16 protein-coding genes and 2 pseudogenes are annotated in these 17230 nt (G+C 70.4%); 12 read left to right on the plus strand and 6 right to left on the minus strand.

Annotated elements, in window-relative coordinates:
* Positions 1-96 precede the first annotated feature (96 nt).
* Positions 97-228 (plus strand): annotated as a pseudogene (locus OG509_RS34005) (hypothetical protein); the annotation flags it as partial.
* Positions 229-401: 173 nt separating this feature from the next.
* Here OG509_RS34005 and OG509_RS34010 read toward each other — a convergent pair.
* Entirely contained in the window at positions 402-1556 is a 1155-nt protein-coding gene (locus tag OG509_RS34010) for a tyrosine-type recombinase/integrase (RefSeq protein ID WP_406186415.1), read from the minus strand.
* A 93-nt stretch (positions 1557-1649) separates the two neighbouring features.
* Between OG509_RS34010 and OG509_RS34015 the strand changes: the two are divergent.
* Positions 1650-1818, plus strand: a pseudogene (locus tag OG509_RS34015) (pirin family protein); the annotation flags it as partial.
* Between the two features lie 98 nt (positions 1819-1916).
* Here OG509_RS34015 and OG509_RS34020 read toward each other — a convergent pair.
* A complete protein-coding gene (locus tag OG509_RS34020) occupies positions 1917-2570 on the minus strand; it encodes a DUF1326 domain-containing protein (RefSeq protein ID WP_406186416.1) in 654 nt (217 codons plus the stop codon).
* A 190-nt stretch (positions 2571-2760) separates the two neighbouring features.
* A complete protein-coding gene (locus OG509_RS34025; protein ID WP_406186417.1) occupies positions 2761-3591 on the minus strand; it encodes a DUF2182 domain-containing protein in 831 nt (276 codons plus the stop codon).
* Positions 3592-3898: 307 nt separating this feature from the next.
* Between OG509_RS34025 and OG509_RS34030 the strand changes: the two genes are divergently transcribed.
* On the plus strand, positions 3899-4630 hold the full coding sequence (locus OG509_RS34030) for a DUF899 domain-containing protein (RefSeq protein WP_406186418.1): 732 nt from the start codon (positions 3899-3901) through the stop codon (positions 4628-4630).
* A gap of 305 nt (positions 4631-4935) precedes the next feature.
* Here OG509_RS34030 and OG509_RS34035 read toward each other — a convergent pair whose 3' ends face one another.
* A complete protein-coding gene (locus OG509_RS34035; protein WP_406186419.1) occupies positions 4936-5871 on the minus strand; it encodes an FAD-dependent monooxygenase in 936 nt (311 codons plus the stop codon).
* Positions 5872-6061: 190 nt separating this feature from the next.
* Here OG509_RS34035 and OG509_RS34040 point away from each other — a divergent pair, with 190 nt between their 5' ends.
* The 4 genes from OG509_RS34040 to OG509_RS34055 all read left to right on the plus strand — a co-directional run bounded on the left by OG509_RS34040 (position 6062) and on the right by OG509_RS34055 (position 10367).
* Positions 6062-6625 (plus strand): alpha/beta hydrolase, encoded by a 564-nt coding sequence (locus OG509_RS34040; RefSeq protein ID WP_406186420.1) that lies wholly within the window; start codon positions 6062-6064, stop codon positions 6623-6625.
* A gap of 146 nt (positions 6626-6771) precedes the next feature.
* Entirely contained in the window at positions 6772-7338 is a 567-nt protein-coding gene (locus OG509_RS34045) for a TetR/AcrR family transcriptional regulator (protein WP_406186421.1), read from the plus strand.
* 108 nt (positions 7339-7446) lie between these two features.
* Positions 7447-8904 (plus strand): MFS transporter, encoded by a 1458-nt coding sequence (locus OG509_RS34050; RefSeq protein ID WP_406186422.1) that lies wholly within the window; start codon positions 7447-7449, stop codon positions 8902-8904.
* A 98-nt stretch (positions 8905-9002) separates the two neighbouring features.
* On the plus strand, positions 9003-10367 hold the full coding sequence (locus tag OG509_RS34055) for a carotenoid oxygenase family protein (RefSeq protein ID WP_406186423.1): 1365 nt from the start codon (positions 9003-9005) through the stop codon (positions 10365-10367).
* A gap of 290 nt (positions 10368-10657) precedes the next feature.
* Here OG509_RS34055 and OG509_RS34060 read toward each other — a convergent pair whose 3' ends face one another.
* Positions 10658-11302, minus strand: coding sequence for an isochorismatase family protein (locus OG509_RS34060; protein ID WP_406186424.1), 645 nt, complete (start codon positions 11300-11302; stop codon positions 10658-10660).
* A gap of 53 nt (positions 11303-11355) precedes the next feature.
* On the opposite strand from OG509_RS34060, the gene OG509_RS34065 reads away from it, so the two are divergent.
* Complete coding sequence (locus OG509_RS34065; protein ID WP_406186425.1) at positions 11356-11973, plus strand: TetR family transcriptional regulator; 618 nt, start codon at positions 11356-11358, stop codon at positions 11971-11973.
* A 38-nt stretch (positions 11974-12011) separates the two neighbouring features.
* Here OG509_RS34065 and OG509_RS34070 read toward each other — a convergent pair whose 3' ends face one another.
* Complete coding sequence (locus OG509_RS34070; RefSeq protein ID WP_406186426.1) at positions 12012-13406, minus strand: MFS transporter; 1395 nt, start codon at positions 13404-13406, stop codon at positions 12012-12014.
* Between the two features lie 224 nt (positions 13407-13630).
* On the opposite strand from OG509_RS34070, the gene OG509_RS34075 reads away from it, so the two are divergent.
* The 4 genes from OG509_RS34075 (at position 13631) to OG509_RS34090 (ending at position 17221) form a co-directional block, all read left to right on the plus strand.
* The gene (locus OG509_RS34075) at positions 13631-14851 is read left to right on the plus strand and encodes a DUF2254 family protein (RefSeq protein WP_406186427.1); all 1221 of its coding nucleotides are present in this window, start codon (positions 13631-13633) and stop codon (positions 14849-14851) included.
* 138 nt (positions 14852-14989) lie between these two features.
* Positions 14990-15418, plus strand: coding sequence for a DUF6325 family protein (locus OG509_RS34080; protein WP_406186428.1), 429 nt, complete (start codon positions 14990-14992; stop codon positions 15416-15418).
* Positions 15419-15516: 98 nt separating this feature from the next.
* A complete protein-coding gene (locus OG509_RS34085) occupies positions 15517-15807 on the plus strand; it encodes an SHOCT domain-containing protein (protein WP_406186429.1) in 291 nt (96 codons plus the stop codon).
* Positions 15808-15841: 34 nt separating this feature from the next.
* Complete coding sequence (locus tag OG509_RS34090) at positions 15842-17221, plus strand: chloride channel protein (RefSeq protein ID WP_406186430.1); 1380 nt, start codon at positions 15842-15844, stop codon at positions 17219-17221.
* The last annotated feature ends 9 nt before the right edge of the window (positions 17222-17230 follow it).

Genomic DNA, 17230 nt, shown 5'->3' on the forward strand with positions numbered 1-17230 from the left:
GTGTGAAGTAGAGGCCGACGGGCGGACCTGGACTGTCGGTACCCGTGAGGTAGGGGCGCTCGCGGGATGCTGTGGGCAGCGGCGAGAAGGAGTGCCATGCCCCAGCGTCTGAAATCTGCCTTCGAGCCACCCGCTCTGGCCGGCTACCAGCGCAGCTGGCTTCGCGGCGACCTGCTGGCGGGTATCACCGTCGCCGCGTACCTCGTGCCCCAGGTCATGGCCTACGCGCAGTGCGTTGATCTATTGGGTACCCGCGTCGCCACTGGTCGTTCATGTTCTCAGTGTGACTCCGCCGGGGCAGCGCGCACCGGGATTTCTCGGTGGTCTGCGTGCCGGTGCCGCGTTGAGAGGCCCCTGGACCGTGCGGCCTGCTCTCCATTCCAGCTTGACTAAGGAAAGCGTCACGCTGCCAGGCCGACGTCCAGGATCTTGGCCGCTTTGCCGATGGAGCCGGGCATGAGGTGGCGGTAGATCTTGAAGGTGATGTCGAGGCTCTTGTGGCCCATCCACTCGGCGACGTCGGTGATGGGGATGCCGTGGGTGAGGCAGTTCGACGCGAAGAAGTGGCGGAGGCTGTAGATCACCATGCCGTCAGAGACGTCGACTTCGCCTGCGCGCTTGATGCGCTGCCACTGGTTCTGGAGGTAGTAGGCGAGGAACGGCCTCGTGGGGTCCATGGGGTGGCGCAGCAGGTAGCCGTCGACCGTGCCGTGCTTGTCGGCGTACCACTCGATGGTTTCGCGGACGCGCGCCGGGAGGGGGACGTCGCGGTAGTCGGTGGGTTTGCGGTGCTTGAGGCGGCCGTAGGCCTTGGTGGTCTGGTTGACCTGCTCGGTGATGCGGTAGACGTCGCTGGCCACGAGGTTGTTGAGGTTGACGGCGAAGGCTTCGCCGTTGCGCATGCCGCAGCCGCTCATCAGATCGGCGATCAGGAGGAACCGGTCGTCGCCGGCGGTGCGTATGTCGCGGAGCTGCGCGGGGGAGGGGATGACCGCGCGCTCGGGGTCGTACTGCGGGGGCTTGACGCCCCGGAACGGGTTCTCGGTGTAGATGCCGAGACGGTAGGCGTCCAGGAGGACGGACTTGACCTTGTCGAAGGCGTTGGACCGGGTGGCGAGGCCGGCGCCGTTGCGTTCCACGGTGCGGATGAAGCCGTCGACGACCTTGTGGTCGAAGGTGCTCATCCGGCGGCTGCCGAGGGTCGGGAGGATGTGGTGCTCGAGAAGGGACTCCAGGGTGCGGAGCGAAGACTCGGCGAGGTCGCGCTGGCCGGCCTTCCACTCCGCGGTGTACTCGCGGAAATGCATCGCGCCGTACTTCTGGATGCGCTCGGCCTTGCTCCGGCTCCGGGGAGCTGCCTTCTTCTCCTGGTAGACCGTGGTGAGGCGGGCGATGGCCTTCTCCTGGGCGGAGAAGCCCGCCTCCTCGGACTGCTTTCCGGCCGCGTTGCGGTAACGGAGAGTGTATTCGTGCGGGCACTTCGACCAGCGGGACTGCGGGTGTTCGCAGTCCTTGTAGAAGGTGCCCATGCCGTGGGGCAGAGACTTCGTTGCCATGCGGTGCGGGACTCCTGGGGCGCCAATGCTGGCCTTTTGCTGACGCTGGAGGGTCTTATACGTTCCTGACCTGCACGAAGACGGATATCTCGTGTGACGTTCTGGAACTGGATCGGGCGCAGCCAGGCGGACATCGAGGAGTTCCGCGAGGCCTGGACCAACGGCTCCCTCTACGGCGAGGTGAAGGGCTACGACGGCCCCCCCGATCCCTGCCCCGCAACTCCCGCCGGTCCCGCTGAAAGCACGCGGACGGGTGCGCTGATCTGCGCTTTTCTGGGTCACATCGACCAGTCGGGGTCGGCCGAGGAGAGGTCGCATCCCACGCGGAGATCATTGTCCGTCGGACGGGAGCAGCCGGTTTCAGTCGGGGCCCGTCCAGTCGAAGGTGATGTGCTTGCTGGACTGGCCTTCGCGGCTCCAGCGGAAACCGAAGGCGTCGGCGCGGTCCGCCGTCGAGCGGCCCCAGGTCGCGATCTGTCCGGGCCCGGTCTCGCAGCCCGGAAGGTTGGTCGACTGGACTCGGGCGCCTTCGGGAGTCGTCGGTCCGGTGAGCGCCTGCGCGCTCGCCTCGACCCGGTCGGGAATCGTGGCCCGCCAGCCGCCGAGGTCTTCGTCGACCTCGATCTCGATGGGGGCGAAGTCCATGCCCCGCATCTCGGCGTCCATCATGCTCACCATTTCGGCAGGCCAGCTGCCGGCCTGGCCGCCGAAGATCATCTGTAGTGCTTCGCGCTGCGTGCCGTCGGCTCGCTCGTCCAGGAATACCGCGGCGAACGTATCGGTGTGGTCGGCCCACACATTGCCGACGAAGGAGCTGAGCATCAGCACATTGAGGCCGTCCAGTCGTACCTCGCCGTAGTTGCCCTCGCGTATGTGCCAGGCCAGGACGCCGTCGCATTCGCCGTAGGTGGGCGCCTGGGCGAACGAGCAGGGGCAGGGAACGTTGCACCTGCACGTATCGAACCAGTCGCCGGCCGCGTGCCATCTCGGAACGGTCGCTGCCGTCTCAGACATCTCCTCGCCTCCTCGCGGCCCGTACGGACGGGAAGCACGGTCGGCGATTGCCCCGCCGGACGTCACTCCAGGCGCTCGGCCGTACGGGTCATATCAATTCTCCCCCCGCTGCCACGTCGGCGAAAGCTCAGGCCGCCCGATGGAGGGGTCCGCTGTACGGGTCGCTTCCCGCGGGGTACGCAGCGACGGCTCACCCTGTCCAGCGGGCCATCTGGTCCATGGGGGGACCGGATGTCCCCAGGCCGGGCAGCAGCCAGTCCTGGAAGGGGGCGAGCACGGCCAGGACGAGGAAGACGAGGCCGACGGCCCAGGCGAGCCAGGGTCCCTGCCGCCAGAGCTTCTCCAGGAAGATCACGGCCGCCAGTCCTGCCATCGCGGCGACGTTCATGACGCCGAGCGGGATCAGGACGATCATCAGGCCCCAGCAGCATCCGACGCAGTAGAGCCCGTGGTGCGTGCCCACCCGCAGGTCTTTCGCCCAGGGGCGGTAGCGCGAGTACTGGAGCAGCTGGAACATCGGGTTGCGGCAGTGACGCAGGCAGACCCGTTTCAGGGGCCCGAACTGCTGAGCCGCCGCGAGGAGGAACACCGCGGCGCCTATCCAGCGGCCCGCCCCGGGATTGCTGTCCACCAGGTGCCCGGTCGCGGCCAGGGCGCCGTACGCGAGCAGCCCGAATGCGGTCCAGGCCAGGAGGTAGCCGCTGACGAACCCGGCGATCCTCAGGGCGCGGGCAGGGCCGGCCGAACGGCGGTTGATACCGCGCACCCAGGTGATGGCGACGGGTGCGACGGACGGCAGCATCATCGCCGCCATCATGACCACCCACAGCAGCAGGAAGAGGGGGAGCGCCAGGCCCATGGTGCCGGGCTCCATCCCCATGCGGCGGGACTGGCCGATGGTCAGTACCCACGCCAGCGCGGCCAGCAGCACCATCAGGAACCACGCGACCGCCAGGTCCCGCGCGGGTAGCAGGACTCCGGGCCGCGTGGGTGCCGGAGGGGCCGGACGGAGGTGCGGCACGGGAACCTCCCAAGGACGCGAGCTGCCCCGGCCGCCTCGGTCACCCGTGCCACACCTCTGGCGGTGGTGCACCGTCGACAGCCGACGGTCCGACGACATCTCCAGATCTCCAGCAGATCACAGAACCGGAAGGGCCAAAACCCGGGAGGCCGCAGGGCCCCCAGCTGGTCGCGAAGGTCCGACGCCGCGCGCGTACGGTGGACGTAGGGCGACGGGTAACGCCGGTGCAGGCGCTGACGGCAGCCGCTGCGGGCGACCGCCCGCCGCGCGTTGCGGTGTTCTGCTGCCGCACAGGAGGGAAAGGCACATGCCCGAACACAGAGTCGGCACACAGGAGGAATTCGAGGCTGCGCGAGCAGAGCTGCTCGTGGAGGAGAAGGACCTGACCCGGCGCAGTGACGCGCTCGCGCAGAAGCGGAGGGAACTTCCCCGGGTGCGGGTCGAGAAGGACTACAGGTTCGAGACCGAGGGCGGCACCAGGTCGCTCGCGGACCTCTTCGACGGGCGCTCGCAGCTGCTCGTCTACCACTTCATGTTCGGACCGCCGTACGAGGCCGGATGCCCTGTCTGCTCCTCGATCGCGGACACCCTCGATCCCAACGCGGTCCACCTCAAGGCCCGTGACGTGACGCTGATCTGCTCCTCGCGGGCGCCGCTCGACAAGCTCCTCCCCTACCGGGAGCGGATGGGCTGGAGCTTCGACTGGGTCTGCGCCGGCGGCAGCGACTTCCACCGCGACCTCGGTTTCACGCACACGGCGGAGGAGTTGAGACCGTTCCTGGAGGGCGGGGTTCCGCCGACCGTGAGCCAGATGGCGCGGGCGTGCGGCACGGACGTGCTCGGGTACGTCACCGAGGGACCCGGGTTGAGCTGTTACGCGCTGTCGGACGGCATCGTCTACCGGACGTACGTCACCACCGCGCGCGGCCTCGAACCCGCCATGGCCTACTACGGCCTCCTCGACCGGACACCGCTGGGCCGCCACGAGGTGGGCGAGGAGACGCACTGGCTGCGCCGCCACGACGAATACGAGGTATGAGAGCCTCACGATCGTGGCCACTGACACCGAGGTAGGCGAGCTGTTGCACCAGCGCGGCTGGCGGACGGCGTTCACGGTCGCTGGAAGGGTGAACGCCAGCTCTGGACACCGCAGATCAAAGCCCTGGACGACCGGTACGGGGCCGCGACCGTCGACGACGACGGCCGAGCACTCGACCAGTTCCACAAGCTGCCCGGTCCCGATCTGTGGTGGTGGCGGCGACACCCCCGCATCCTCACCGGAGCCCTCGGGAGATCACTCCGCTCGGCCGGCGCCATCGGCACCGACCAGGACACGGTGTGACCTCAGCCGGCAGCCCCTCGGCGCGGGACCGTCCAGGACGAGTGGGTGTTGACCTGTGCAACGGTGGCCTGGGACAGCGTTTTGTAGTGGGTCGCGATCTGTTCGGCCTGCCCGGCGGGCAGCGCTCCGCCGTGCTCCTCGGCTCGCGCGATGATCTCTTCCGGACCCAGGTTCCGGTTGGCCAGTACGATGGCGTCGACGGCGGGCCGGCGTATCCGGTCGTAGCGGCCGAGCGCCGCCACGGGGTCGTTCTCCCGGGCCAGGCACCAGGCCAGCACACGGGTGTCCACGATGGACTGTGATCCTCCGTTCATGCCCATGGGGAACATCGGGTGTGCGGCGTCGCCGAGCAGGGTGACCCGCCCGAAGCTCCAGCGGGGCAGGGGATCGCGGTCGAGCATCGGGTACTCGAAGATCGCCGAGGAGTGCTCGGCGAGCGCCGTGAGGTCGATCCACGGCAGCTTCCAGGATGCCAGTCCGGCGCGGGCCTCCGCCGCGGTGACGCGTCGGCCGGGGCCGTCCGGAGGCGGGGCGGACGGCCCGTGCCGCACCTCCAGCACCCAGTTCATCAGGGGGTCGCCGGCCGCGGTCGCGGGGTCCTCGATCGGGTAGGCGACGAACTTCGCGCCGGGGGTGCCCCCGGCCACCACGATCGAACGGCCGTCGAGGACGTGCGGGTGGTGGGCGACCCCGCGCCACATGTGGACGCCGTTCCCCCTCGGCGGGCTCTCGTGCGGGTAGAGCTGGGCGCGGACCGCGGAGTCGATGCCGTCGGCGCCGACCAGCACGTCGGCGTCGTCGACCACGGGCAGGCCGCTCGACCGGTCCAGGAAGTGGGCGCGGACGCCGTCCGCGGTCTGCTCGAATCGCCGGAAGAGCAGGCCGGTACGGACCGAGTCCGGCCCCAGCCGCTCGCGCACTGCCGCCAGCAGGAGCAACTGCAGACGGCCGCGGTGGACGGAGTACTGCGGCCAGTGGTAACCGGCCGCGCGTCCCAGCGGCTCCTCCCAGACGGCCTCGCCCGTCCGGGGTTGACGGCCATCGCCCTGGTGGGCGTGCGGTGGGCTGCGGCGGCTGTGTGACGGGGGTCATGTTCGTGGGTTCGAACTTCGGCTTCGGGCGTATCCGGTGATCGCCCCCGCCAACCCGCTCCGCGGCCTGACCGCCGACGCGCCCTACCTGGCGAGCGTCCTGCGCTCCGTCAAGGGCCCGGTCGTCCTCGTCGGCCACTCGTACGGCGGTGCGGTCATCACCAACGCCGCTGCCGGCAACCCCAACGTCAAGGCCCTCGTTTACGTCGCGGCGTTCGTGCCCGAGAAGGGCGACGCGCTGATCGGCCTCCTCGGCAAGTACCCGGGCAGTGAGATCCCGGACGCGATGAATGAGGTGCCCTTCCCCAACCCGGACGGGACCACGGGCAAGGACATCTACCTCAAGGCCGACAAGTTCCGCAGCGCGTTCGCAGCGGATCTTCCCCGGTCGGTCACCAACGTCATGCAGGCCGCACAGAGGCCGGCCGGTGCCGCCCACCTCACCGAGCCCACCCAGGCGGCCGCCTGGCACGAACATTCCCTCGTGGGGGCTCGTCGCGGCGGCGGACAAGGCCATTCCGCCGGCGCTGCAATGCTTCGAGTACGAGCGTGCCGGTACGCGCCGGACCATGGAGGTTCCCGGGGCGTCCGCACTCCGTGATGGTCAGCCACCCCGGCACGGTCGAAGACCTGATCAAGGCTGCCGACCGCAGTACCCGCTGAATCCGTTCCGTCGGTCACGGCGGCCCGTCCCCTCGCGGATGGGCCGCCGTTGACACTCAAGAGTGTGAGTGGTTGAGTACTCACATGAAGAACGAACGACCCCGCCAGCTGTCCACCGCCGAGGAGCGTCGCGAGACGGTGCTGCGCACCGCCATCGGTGCCTTCGCGGCGCGCGGCTACTGGGGTACCACCACGGCCGAGGTGGCGAAGGCGGCCGGCATCTCGCAGGCGTACGTCTACCGCCTGTTCCCGAGCAAGGAGCAGCTGTTCACCGCCGTGGTCGGGCACTGCTTCGTGCAGGTCCGGGCCGGTCTGGAGCAGGCGGCGGCCGAGGCGAAGGGCAGTTCCGCCGAGGTGGTGCTGGATGCCATGGGGGATGCCTACGCACGGCTGATCACGGACAACGCCCTGATGCTGATCCAGCTGCACGCCCAGGCCGCGGCCGTTTCCGAGCCTGCTGTACGGGAGGCGGTCCAGCAGGGTTACGCGCGGCTGGTGGAATACGTGCGCGGGGCCTCCGGGGGCACCGAGGAGCAGGTCCAGCAGTTCTTCGCGCTCGGCATGCTCTGCCATCTCATCGTCTCCATGGGGGCCGACGAGGTGGATGCCCCCTGGATCAGAACGCTGTCCGCGGGCATCACGCACTACTGACCTCCGGCGCGGGCCGCGCAACCGCGCGGTCGGCCGCTCGGCGGGGCATCCAGCCCCGCCCTTTCTCAGGCGTCATGTGTGAGTGGTTAACCACTCAAGGGGGAAGCAATGAAGATCGCCGCCACCACCCGGAACCCCGGTGGGGCGCTCGCCGCTCTGGCGGGGGCGCAGTTCACCGTCATGCTCGCCACCTCGATCGTGAATGTGGCCCTCCCGCAGATCCGCGACGGCGTCGGACTGTCGGACGGCGGCACGACGTGGGTGGTCAACGCCTACGGCCTCGCCTTCGGCGCACTGCTGCTGGCCGGCGGAAGGATCGCCGACCTCCTCGGCCGGCGCCGGGTGCTGCTCGGCGGGCTCGCGGTGTTCGGGGCCGCCTCGCTGGCGGCCGGGCTGTCCGCCTCCTCCACGGTCCTGATCGCGGCTCGTGCCGCGCAGGGCCTGGGCGCGGCGGCGATCGCCCCGGCGGCGCTGGCCTTGGTGATGGACCTGTTCCCGCCAGGACCCGGGCGGGGGAGGGCGCTCGGCGTCTGGGGCGCGGTGTCCGGTGCGGGAGGCGCGGCCGGAGTCCTGCTCGGTGGTGTCCTCACCCAGGCGTGGGGCTGGCGGTGGATCTTCTTCGCCGTCGCCCTCGGAGCCCTCCTGGTGCTTGCCGGTACCGCCCTCGGCGTGCCGCGGACGCCCGTCACCGGCAGTGGCCGGTTCGATCTGCCCGGCACCGCCGCCGTCACCCTCGCGCTGACCGCCCTGGTATGGGGGCTGACCGGCGCCCGCCGCTCGGGCTGGACGGACACCGCCGTCCTCGGAGCCTTCGCCGTCACCGCCGTACTGGGGGCCGCGTTCCTCCTGATCGAGCGCCGCCACCCCGATCCGCTGCTGCCGCCGCACCTGTTTCGCACCGGTCGTGTCACCGTGGGCAATGCGCTGATGGCCCTGCTGGGTTCGGTGTGGATCGCCCTGTTCTTCTTCCTGCCGCTCTACCAGCAGCAGGTCCTCGGCTCCAGCCCCCTGGTCACCGGCCTGGGCCAACTCCCGCTCGCCGGAGCCAACATGCTCGGCTCTGCCCTCGCACCCCGGATCTCCCGCCGGATCGGCGCCACCGCGACGGTGACCGGCGCCCTGCTGACGGAGGCCGCCGGACTGCTGTGGCTGTCCCGGATCAGCGCCCACGGCAGCTACCTCGCCGACGTCCTCGGCCCCGCCGTCCTCATCGGTCTGGGACTGAGCGTCGCGTTCTTCCAGCTCACTGCCCTGTCCGTGGAGGGTGTCGGTCGGCAGGACGCCGGGCTGGCCGGCGGCCTGGTGAACACCACCCGGCAGGTCGGCGGGGCGATCGGCCTCGCAGTCCTGGCCACCCTCGCGGGCACCGCCACCACCCGTGCGGGCGCCCACCAGCCACATCTGGAGGCGCTCACCGCCGGCTACCGCACGGCCTTCGCCATCTCCGCCGCCGTCCTCGCGGCCACCGCCGCCCTGGCCCTGTTCCTCGTACGCCGCACGGAGACCGTCCCCTCCGGCGCAGGCGCGAGCCCAGCCGCGCAGCCCGCCACCGGCGGCCGCCACTGACCCCCCGACCGATTCAGGACCGACAGCACATCAACCCGTCCGTCCCCCTCATCCGTCATCCGTCATCCGTGATCCGTCACCAAAGCGAGGTTCCTGTCATGACCACCGCCAAGCCCTACCTGATCGGCCACTACGCCCCGGCCGTCGACGAGCTGACCGCCACCGAGCTCACCGTCGAGGGCAGCCTGCCCCGCGAGCTGACCGGCCGGCTGATCCGCAACAGCCACAACCCCAAGCCCGGCGTCACCCCCACCCACTGGTTCAAGGGCAGCGGCATGGTCCACGGCATCCGCCTGCGCGACGGCCGCGCCGAGTGGTACCGCAACCGCTGGGTACACACCCCCGCCCTCGACGGCGCCCCCTACATGACCGACCACGGCCCCGACCTCACCGCCAGCACCGCAGGCACCCACGTCATCGAACACGCCGGACGCCTCCTCGCCCTGTGCGAAGCCAACCTCCCCTTCGAACTCACCCCCGACCTCGACACGGTCGGCGCCTACGACTTCGACGGCAAACTGCGCAGCGCCATGACCGCACACCCCAAGACCGACCCGGCCACCGGCGAGCTCCACTTCTTCGGCTCCTCACCCATCCCCCCGCACCTGATCTACTACGTCGCCGACGCCACGGGGCAGATCACGCACAGCTTCGAGGTACCGGGGGCGACCGCCTCCCTCAAGCACGACTTCGCCATCACCCGCCACCACGTGGTCTTCATCGAGGGCACCGTCACCTTCGACCCCGCCGAACACTCCGGCATCCCCTACTCCTGGAACGACGCGCAGCCCGCCCGGATCGGGGTCATGCCCCGCGGACCGCAAGGCGCCTCGAAGATCCGCTGGTTCCCGATCGAGCCGGGCAACATGCTGCACGCCGCCAACGCCTACGAGGACACCCAGGGCCGCATCGTCCTGGAAGGCCCCACCGTCGACCGGGAAGGCTTCCAGCTCTCCTGGAACTGGTGGGTCGGCGCACCCGGCCGCGGCACCGAACCCAACACCCGCTCCCACAACCGCCGCTGGACCATCGACCTGACCACAGGGCGAGTCGACGAGCAGACCATCGACGACCTCGCCACCGAATTCCCCACCCTCAACGAGGACTACCTCGGCGCCGAACACCGCTACCAGTACGCCGTCTCCTTCCCCGACCAGGAAGGCCAAGGCAGCTACGGCATCGTCAAATACGACCGCACCACCGGTGAGCGCCTCATCCACGACGCCGGCGACGCCCGCCTCCCCAGCGAAGCCGTATACGTCCCCGCAGCCGGCGCCACCCGCGAAGACGACGGCTACCTGCTCACCGTCGTCTCCGACCTCAAACAGAACGCCTCCCAACTCCTGGTCCTGGACGCCTCCGACCTCAACCGCATCGCCACCGTCCACCTCCCCCGCCGCGTCACCGGCGGCATCCACGGCTCCTGGATCCCGGACGCCGACGCCGACGGCTCCGACAGCTGAGCCGACCGGGCCCCGGGGGAGTCCGTCCACCCAGGGGCCCGGTCCTGCGTAGGAGACGGCCAGGCCGTACGGTGCGAGCCCCGCCGCCACGTCGCCTGATGCCGTGTCCGCCGCGGCGCACCGCGAGCGGAAGGCCCGCCGTCCGGCTGTGGGCGAGTGTCGAGGCGATGTCCTCGGGGCCGCGTACGCGCAGCACGGCGGCGGGCCGGCCTTGGCGATGGGCCGGCCCGCGTGCGGATGCGGCCGATGTCCAGCTCGTACACCGACCGGTGCTCGGGGTGCGTGCCGGATCAGGAAGCCGCGGCGGAGCGCTTGCCGTGCTCCATGCCGTTGAAGAAGGCGCGCGCACTCATGCCGAGGGCGGGCACGTTCTCCGTCATCAGGCGCAGCCGGTGGGGCGCGTCGTGGAACTTCGGGTCGAGCTGGAACTCGGCGGCGAGCGAGAACCAGGTGACCGGCACCGCGCCGGCCTGGACCATGCGCTGCACGGCGGCCTCGTGGGTCTCGGTGGTGAGGCTGGCGGAGGCGTCGACGGCGACGTGCACGCGGTAGCCCGCCCGCAGACCGCCGAGCACGGTCTGCAGAACGCAGCCGTCGGTGGCGATGCCGCCGATGACCAGGTTCGGGCGGTTCTCGGCGCGGACGGCCTCGGCGAACGCCTCGTCGAGGAACGCGTTGAGGTCGCAGGCCCGCTCGATGACCGGCTGGTCGCCGAGGACCTCCATCAGTTCGGGGTACAGCGGGCCGGACGGCTTGCTGGGCAGGCCGTTGGTGACCACCAGGCCGCTGCCGTACCACTTGGCGGTCTTCGCGAGGCCGACCACGTTGTTGATGTGCCGGCCCAGGTCGTGCGAGCCGAGGACGTTCGCGAAGCCGACGGCGTAGTCGACCAGGACGACGGTGGTGTTCTCCGGGGAGAGGGGCTCAAGGGACATGGCTGTGCTTCCTTCCATGGCGGGGACGCGTGGCGGGGAGCCCGCCTTGTTTCGTGGATACCCCAGAGATCGAGCAGAGCTCGGCGGCAGCCCCCGAGGCCGCCGCGCCCGCCAGGAAACGTACCCGCGAGCCCGAGGCGCGCAGGGCGGCCATCCTCGACGCGGCGCGCGCCGCGTTCGCCGAACGCGGCTTCGCCAAGACCACCATCCGCGACGTCGCGAGCCGGGCCGGTGTCGGCCACAGCCTCGTGCTGAGGCACTTCGGCACCAAGGAGCAGCTGTTCCTCGCCGCGGTGCCCAGCTCCGGCAACCTCATGGCGGAGATCGCCGGCGACCCCAAGACCCTCCCCGTGCGGATCGCCCGGTCGTACGTACGCCCTATGACCGAGAGCGGCGGAGGCGACCCGTTCGTCACGCTGATCCGCTCCGTGGCCTCCGACGAGGACACCGCCAAGCGGCTGTTCGCCGCGATGCAGGACGAGAGCCTGGAGATGTACCGCCGTGTGATCCCGGGACCGGAACTGGAAGAGCGTGTCGGTTCGGTCGGCGCCTACCTCATCGGCGTCACCTTCTCCCGCTACGTGTTCAGGAGCGGCCCGCTCGCGGAGCTGTCGGACGAGGAACTCGTCCGACAGCTCGTGCCCAACCTGCGTGCGATCCTCCTGAACTGACCCTCCGGCGTTGGCGTTGGGATCTTGGGTCGGTTCGGTCAGTGGTCTCCCGTGGCCGGGGTCTTGGGCAGGAGCATTGCGGCGGTGAGTCCGACGAGCCCCAGGACGGCGAGTGTGATCATCGCGGCGGCGTAGGCGCTGGTGGTGAGTTCGGCGACGAGGATCGTGCCGGCGACGGCGGTGCCCAGTGAGGAGCCGAGGTTCGACACGCTGCGGGACAGGCCGGAGATCTCGCCCTGCCGCTCCTCGGGGAAGCTCGATTGGACGACGTTGACCGACGGGGTCAGCATCAGGCCCAGGCCCAGGCCGAGCAGGAGGAGTCCGGGGGCGAAGGCCCACGCGCTCGGGAAGCTGTTGACCATGGCGATCAGAACGACGATGCCGGCGACCGCGACGACGAATCCTGCCGTGATGAGCGTGCGCTGGGGGCGCCGTTTCGCGAGGCGCTCGGCAGCCAGGGACGTGGCGAGCAGGCCGAGGGTGGCCGCGGTGAAGATGACGCCGGTCTCGACGGCGTCGTAGCCGCGTACGACCTGAAGGTAGGCCGCCACCGTGAACGAGGACCCCATGAGCAGCAGCCACTGGACGTTCTGGGTGACGAGGCCGAGGTTGGAGGTGCGGTCGCGGAACAGGCTGGTGGACAGCAGCGGCTCCTTGCCGGCCGCCTCGCGGGCGCGTACGTGGCGGAAGAACCACAGCAGCGTGAGTGCGCCGAGGGCGAGCAGGCCGGTCATCAGCCAGACGTTGTTGTCTGCGGCCAGGATCCCCATGACGACGAGGACGAGGCCGGCGGCCGAGAGGACGGCTCCGACGGTGTCGAAGGGGCGCGTCGGATCCGGTGGCAGGGGGTCTTCGATGTGGCGGCTGAGCACGACGATCAACGCGATCACCAGGGCCTGGAACACGAAGGCGGCCCGCCAGCTGAGCCATGAGGTGATGAGCCCGCCGATCAACGGACCTGCCGCGGCGCCGATGCCGCCCAACGCCATGATCGCCCCGAATGCGCGGGCCCGGGAGGCCATGTCCGTGAAGAGGAGTGTCGTGAGGATGTACACCGGCGGGATGAGCAGGGCCGTACCGACACCCTCCAGGATCGAGTTGCCGAGGATCAGGACGCCCAGGCCCGGGGCGGCGGCGCTCAGCAGGGCGCCGATCCCGTACACGACGAGACCGGCCAGGAAGCAGCGCTTGCGGCCGTAGCGGTCGGTCAGCTTGCCGCCGGGGATCATCAGCGCGGCCATGACGAGCAGGAAGATCGTGATCGCGATCTGCACGCCCTGCACGGTGGTGTCGAGGTCCTCGCTGATGTCATTGATCATCACGTTCATGTTCGAGCCGGCGAAGCTGCAGATGAACTGCGCGAGCGCGAGCGGGGCGAGGACCCGTCGCTGTGCCGCCGACGGGCGTATCGACGTACCTGCGTCATGGCCCACGCTCACAGGGTGCGTCGGCCCGAGGCAGTGCGCATGCGGAGGGGCCGCGCAGGCGCCGTTCGGGCGCTCCGGGGAGGCATTCACCGACCGGTCCGGGCGATGCCGTGTCGTGGGGCGTGCGAGGGGCGAGATCTGAGACGTTGCACCAGCGTGCGTCTCGTTCCGCCCGTGCGCCCTGAACCGGCCGATGTCCGGAGGGGAGCCCTGTCGCTGCTGGAGTACCGATGGCCGCCGTCACCCGACCGATCCCGCTGCGCCGCAGGCCGCGCCTGCGGGCCGAGCTGTCCCAGCTGTTGTTCGCCGCGGCGGGGGCGGGCCTGGGCCTGGTCCTCCCCAGGATCACGGGCGGGCCCCAGGTGTCGGGTCCTCACGCGAACGAATTGCTGATCGGACTGGGCTTCAGCGTGCTGGGAGTGACGGCGGTGATCTTCTCCCTGCTGTTCCTCGTGGTGCAGTGGGCCCATACCTCCTTCACGCCGAGGCTGACCCTCTTCGGCAACGCACCCTTCGTGTGGCGGACCTTCTCGTTCGCGATCGGCCTGGTGGTGTTCTGCCTCACGGCCGCGCTGGTGATCGGTACGAGCACCCGCGTGTCGACCGCGGTGCCGGGCGCAGCGGTCGTGCTGCTGCTGGTCCTGCTGGCGCTGCTGCGGACGCTGCAGCTGAAGGCGCTCGCATCGATCCAGCTCGCGCCGGTCCTGCACGTGGTGACCGAGCGCGGGCGCCTCGTCATGGACGCCCTCCGCAGCGCCGCGTCCGGAGCCGCGGCCCCCGTGCCGGCCGCCGCACTGCCGCCCCTGAGATCGACCGTCAGCTGGCCCAGGCCCATGACGATCCTGCAGCAGGTCGACATGGAACGCCTCCTGGCCACGGCCCGCGCGGCGCACGCGGTCGTCGTACTGCGCGCGATTCCGGGCACCACCTTGTCCTTCGGGGTGCCGGTCGCCGACATCCACACCGCCACGGAGCTCACCGCGGACCCGGCCCCCGCGGTCCTGGCCGCATTGGTCACCGGGGCCGAGCGGACCTTCGACCAGGACCCCCTGTTCGCCTTCCGGCTCCTGGCGGACATCGTCCTGCGGGCCCTGTCGCCGGCTGTGAACGACCCCGCCACCGCCGTACAGGGCCTGGACTGCCTCGAAGACCTCCTGACCGGACCGGCCGGCCTGCCGGCCGGTCCCCTCCACGTGGCCGACCCCGACGGGCACGTCCGCGTCGTCGTCGAACTTCCCGGCCGGGACGAATACCTGCACACCGCCCTCGACGACGTCGTCTCGGCCTCGGCCCATGCACCGATGGTCCTGCTGCGTCTACGGACCCTGCTGCTGCACCTGGCGGCAGGACAGCCCGCCGACCGCGAGGACCTCGTCCAGCGCCGGCTGGCCTGGGCCGAGCAGGAGCTGGCCCGGCGCTACCCGACGCTGTGGGACGAGGCCCGTCCGTAACCCGCGGAAGTGCGCAGCCTCCGGCAGGATGCTGCAATGGCTGTGGTGGGCTGTCCGTCGCCGTGTGTCGTGGCGTGCACCCCTTGACCAGGGGCTGTGGGCACGGCCCGGACTTCAATCCGCTCGTGAGGAGTGGCCATGAGCGCCGACATCGAAGACATGGGCCCCATCGACTACCTGATCGTCGAGTTCCGGGGCAACCGCATGACGGGCGAGGGCCTGCCGCTGCTCGTCGACCTCGTCGAACGCGGCCTCATCCGCATCCTGGACTTGCAGTTCGTCCGCAAGGACGTGGACGGCTCGGTCGTCGCGGTCGAACTCAGGGATTTCGGCGACGAGGCCGATCTGACCGTTTTCGAAGGCGCGTCGTCCGGACTGCTCGACCAGGGCGACTTCGACGAGGCGGGGGCAGCACTGGAGCCCGGCAACTCCGCCGCGATCCTCGTGTACGAGAACGTGTGGGCCGCCCCCTTCGCCCGGGCCCTGCGTCGCAGCGGCGCCCAGATGGTGGCGAGCGGACGCATCCCCGTACAGGCCCTGCTGGCCTCGCTCGAGGCGGGCGAGTAGACGTGACGGCCTCCGGCGCTCCGGCACCCGCTCGAAGACCCGGGCCGTGCCATCAGGTTGCTTCGGCCCACCCGTACACCCCTGGGAGATGAACGAACATGCCCGGACTTCTTCGTGGCGTCGCCCGTACAGCCGTGGTGGCCGGAACCGCCACCGCGGTATCGAACCGCGTCTCGCGGCGGCAGGCGGGCCGATGGTCACAGCAGAACGAACCGCAGCAGGCGGCTCAGGAGCCGCCCCCGCCCGCCGCGGCGCCGGCGCCCGCCGCAACCCCCGGCGACGACATGAGCACCAGGATCGAGCAACTCAAGCAACTGGGCGACTTGAAGGCCCAAGGTCTGCTGACGGACGAGGAGTTCGCGGCCGAGAAGGCCAAACTCCTCGCTTGACAGGGACGTCCGGAACCGAGACGGGACACACCGCATGACGGCGTCGGATCCACACCCGGCAGGGCCTTCCGAAGCGACACAGCCCGAAGAGGCGGACCGGCTGCGTGAACTGCTGCGCAATCCCGGCTACTTCAAGGCACTCGTGTTCTGCGCCCTCATCGGCATTCCGGTGTCGCTGGTCGCGTTCTGGTTCCTGGTCGCACTCCACGAGCTGGAACACCTGATGTGGGGCGGCTTGCCGCAGGCTCTGGGGTGGAACGTCCCGCCCTGGTGGTGGCCGTTGCCGTTGCTGCTCGTGGCCGGTACGACCGTCGGGCTCGTGGTCACCCGCCTGCCCGGCACGGGCGGCCACGTCCCCGCCTCGGGACTCCATACGGGCGGCATCTCGCCCGCAGCCCTGCCCGGCGTGATCCTCGCCGCGATGCTCAGCCTTCCCTTGGGCGCCACGCTCGGACCGGAGGCCCCGTTGATCGCCCTCGGCAGCGGTTTGGCCCTGGTCTTCAGGGATCTGGCGCGGGTGCCGGCGACTCCCCAGAGCACGGCACTCCTCGGCGCGGCCGGAGCGGCGGCAGCGGTCGCGGTGATCTTCGGGAGCCCACTGGTCGCGGCGGTGATCCTCATCGAGGTGGCCGGGGTGGGCGGGCCACAACTGTTCGCGGTCATGCTGCCCGCGCTGCTGTCGAGCGGAGTGGGCGCACTCGTGTTCACCGGCATCGGCCGCTGGACCGGTTTCGATGCGCCCACCCTTTCCGTGAAGGTGGGCGTGCCCACTCCGCGGCTCGATGTCGCGGACGTGTCCTGGGCGGTGCTGATGGCCGTGGCCATCGGTGTCCTCGTACATCTGATCATGGAAGGCGGGCGGCTGACCGCGCGGTTCGTCGCGAAGCACACCGTCGCCCGTACCACCCTGTGCGCCCTGGCGGCCGGCGTCTGCTCCGCCGTGTACGCGCTCACCACCGGCCGCTCGCCCGCGAACGTGGCCTCCTCCGGCCAGCAGACGCTGAGCCAGATGGCCGCCGATCCGCACCAGTGGGGGGTCGGGGCGCTGATCGCGGTGGTGCTCTGCACCAGCGTCGCCTATTCCCTGTGCCTGGGCAGTCTGCGGGGCGGCCCCGTGTTTCCGTCGCTGTTCCTGGGTGCTGCCGTGGGTGTGCTGCTCGCGCCCCTGCCGGGCCTGGGGGTCGTACCGGCAATGGCCGCGGGCATGGCGGCCTCGACGACCAGCGCCTTGCGGCTGCCGGTCAGCAGCATCGTTCTCGTCGTCCTGGTGCTCGGCAGCGTCGCCATGACCCCCGTGGTGATCCTGGCGGCCGTCGTGGCCTTCGTGACGACCCAGTTGCTGCCGCGCGGTCCCACGGGCGTGCCCGCGGAAGCACCCGGCAAACGGCCGGACGGGTCCGTTCGTACCGCGTGAAGGAGGCCG

It is taken from the genome of Streptomyces sp. NBC_01006 (assembly GCF_045162725.1).
GTDB lineage: Bacteria > Actinomycetota > Actinomycetes > Streptomycetales > Streptomycetaceae > Streptomyces.

Excerpts from the sequence above, each read along its gene's own strand:
- OG509_RS34085 (WP_406186429.1), top strand. The coding sequence starts at position 15,517 with ATGCCCGGACTTCTTCGTGGCGTCGCCCGTACAGCCGTGGTGGCCGGA.
- OG509_RS34050 (WP_406186422.1), top strand. The coding sequence starts at position 7,447 with ATGAAGATCGCCGCCACCACCCGGAACCCCGGTGGGGCGCTCGCCGCT.
- OG509_RS34010 (WP_406186415.1), bottom strand. The coding sequence starts at position 1,556 with ATGGCAACGAAGTCTCTGCCCCACGGCATGGGCACCTTCTACAAGGAC.
- OG509_RS34080 (WP_406186428.1), top strand. The coding sequence starts at position 14,990 with ATGAGCGCCGACATCGAAGACATGGGCCCCATCGACTACCTGATCGTC.
- OG509_RS34020 (WP_406186416.1), bottom strand. The coding sequence starts at position 2,570 with ATGTCTGAGACGGCAGCGACCGTTCCGAGATGGCACGCGGCCGGCGAC.
- OG509_RS34045 (WP_406186421.1), top strand. The coding sequence starts at position 6,772 with ATGAAGAACGAACGACCCCGCCAGCTGTCCACCGCCGAGGAGCGTCGC.
- OG509_RS34055 (WP_406186423.1), top strand. The coding sequence starts at position 9,003 with ATGACCACCGCCAAGCCCTACCTGATCGGCCACTACGCCCCGGCCGTC.
- OG509_RS34030 (WP_406186418.1), top strand. The coding sequence starts at position 3,899 with ATGCCCGAACACAGAGTCGGCACACAGGAGGAATTCGAGGCTGCGCGA.
- OG509_RS34090 (WP_406186430.1), top strand. The coding sequence starts at position 15,842 with ATGACGGCGTCGGATCCACACCCGGCAGGGCCTTCCGAAGCGACACAG.
- OG509_RS34060 (WP_406186424.1), bottom strand. The coding sequence starts at position 11,302 with ATGTCCCTTGAGCCCCTCTCCCCGGAGAACACCACCGTCGTCCTGGTC.
- OG509_RS34075 (WP_406186427.1), top strand. The coding sequence starts at position 13,631 with ATGGCCGCCGTCACCCGACCGATCCCGCTGCGCCGCAGGCCGCGCCTG.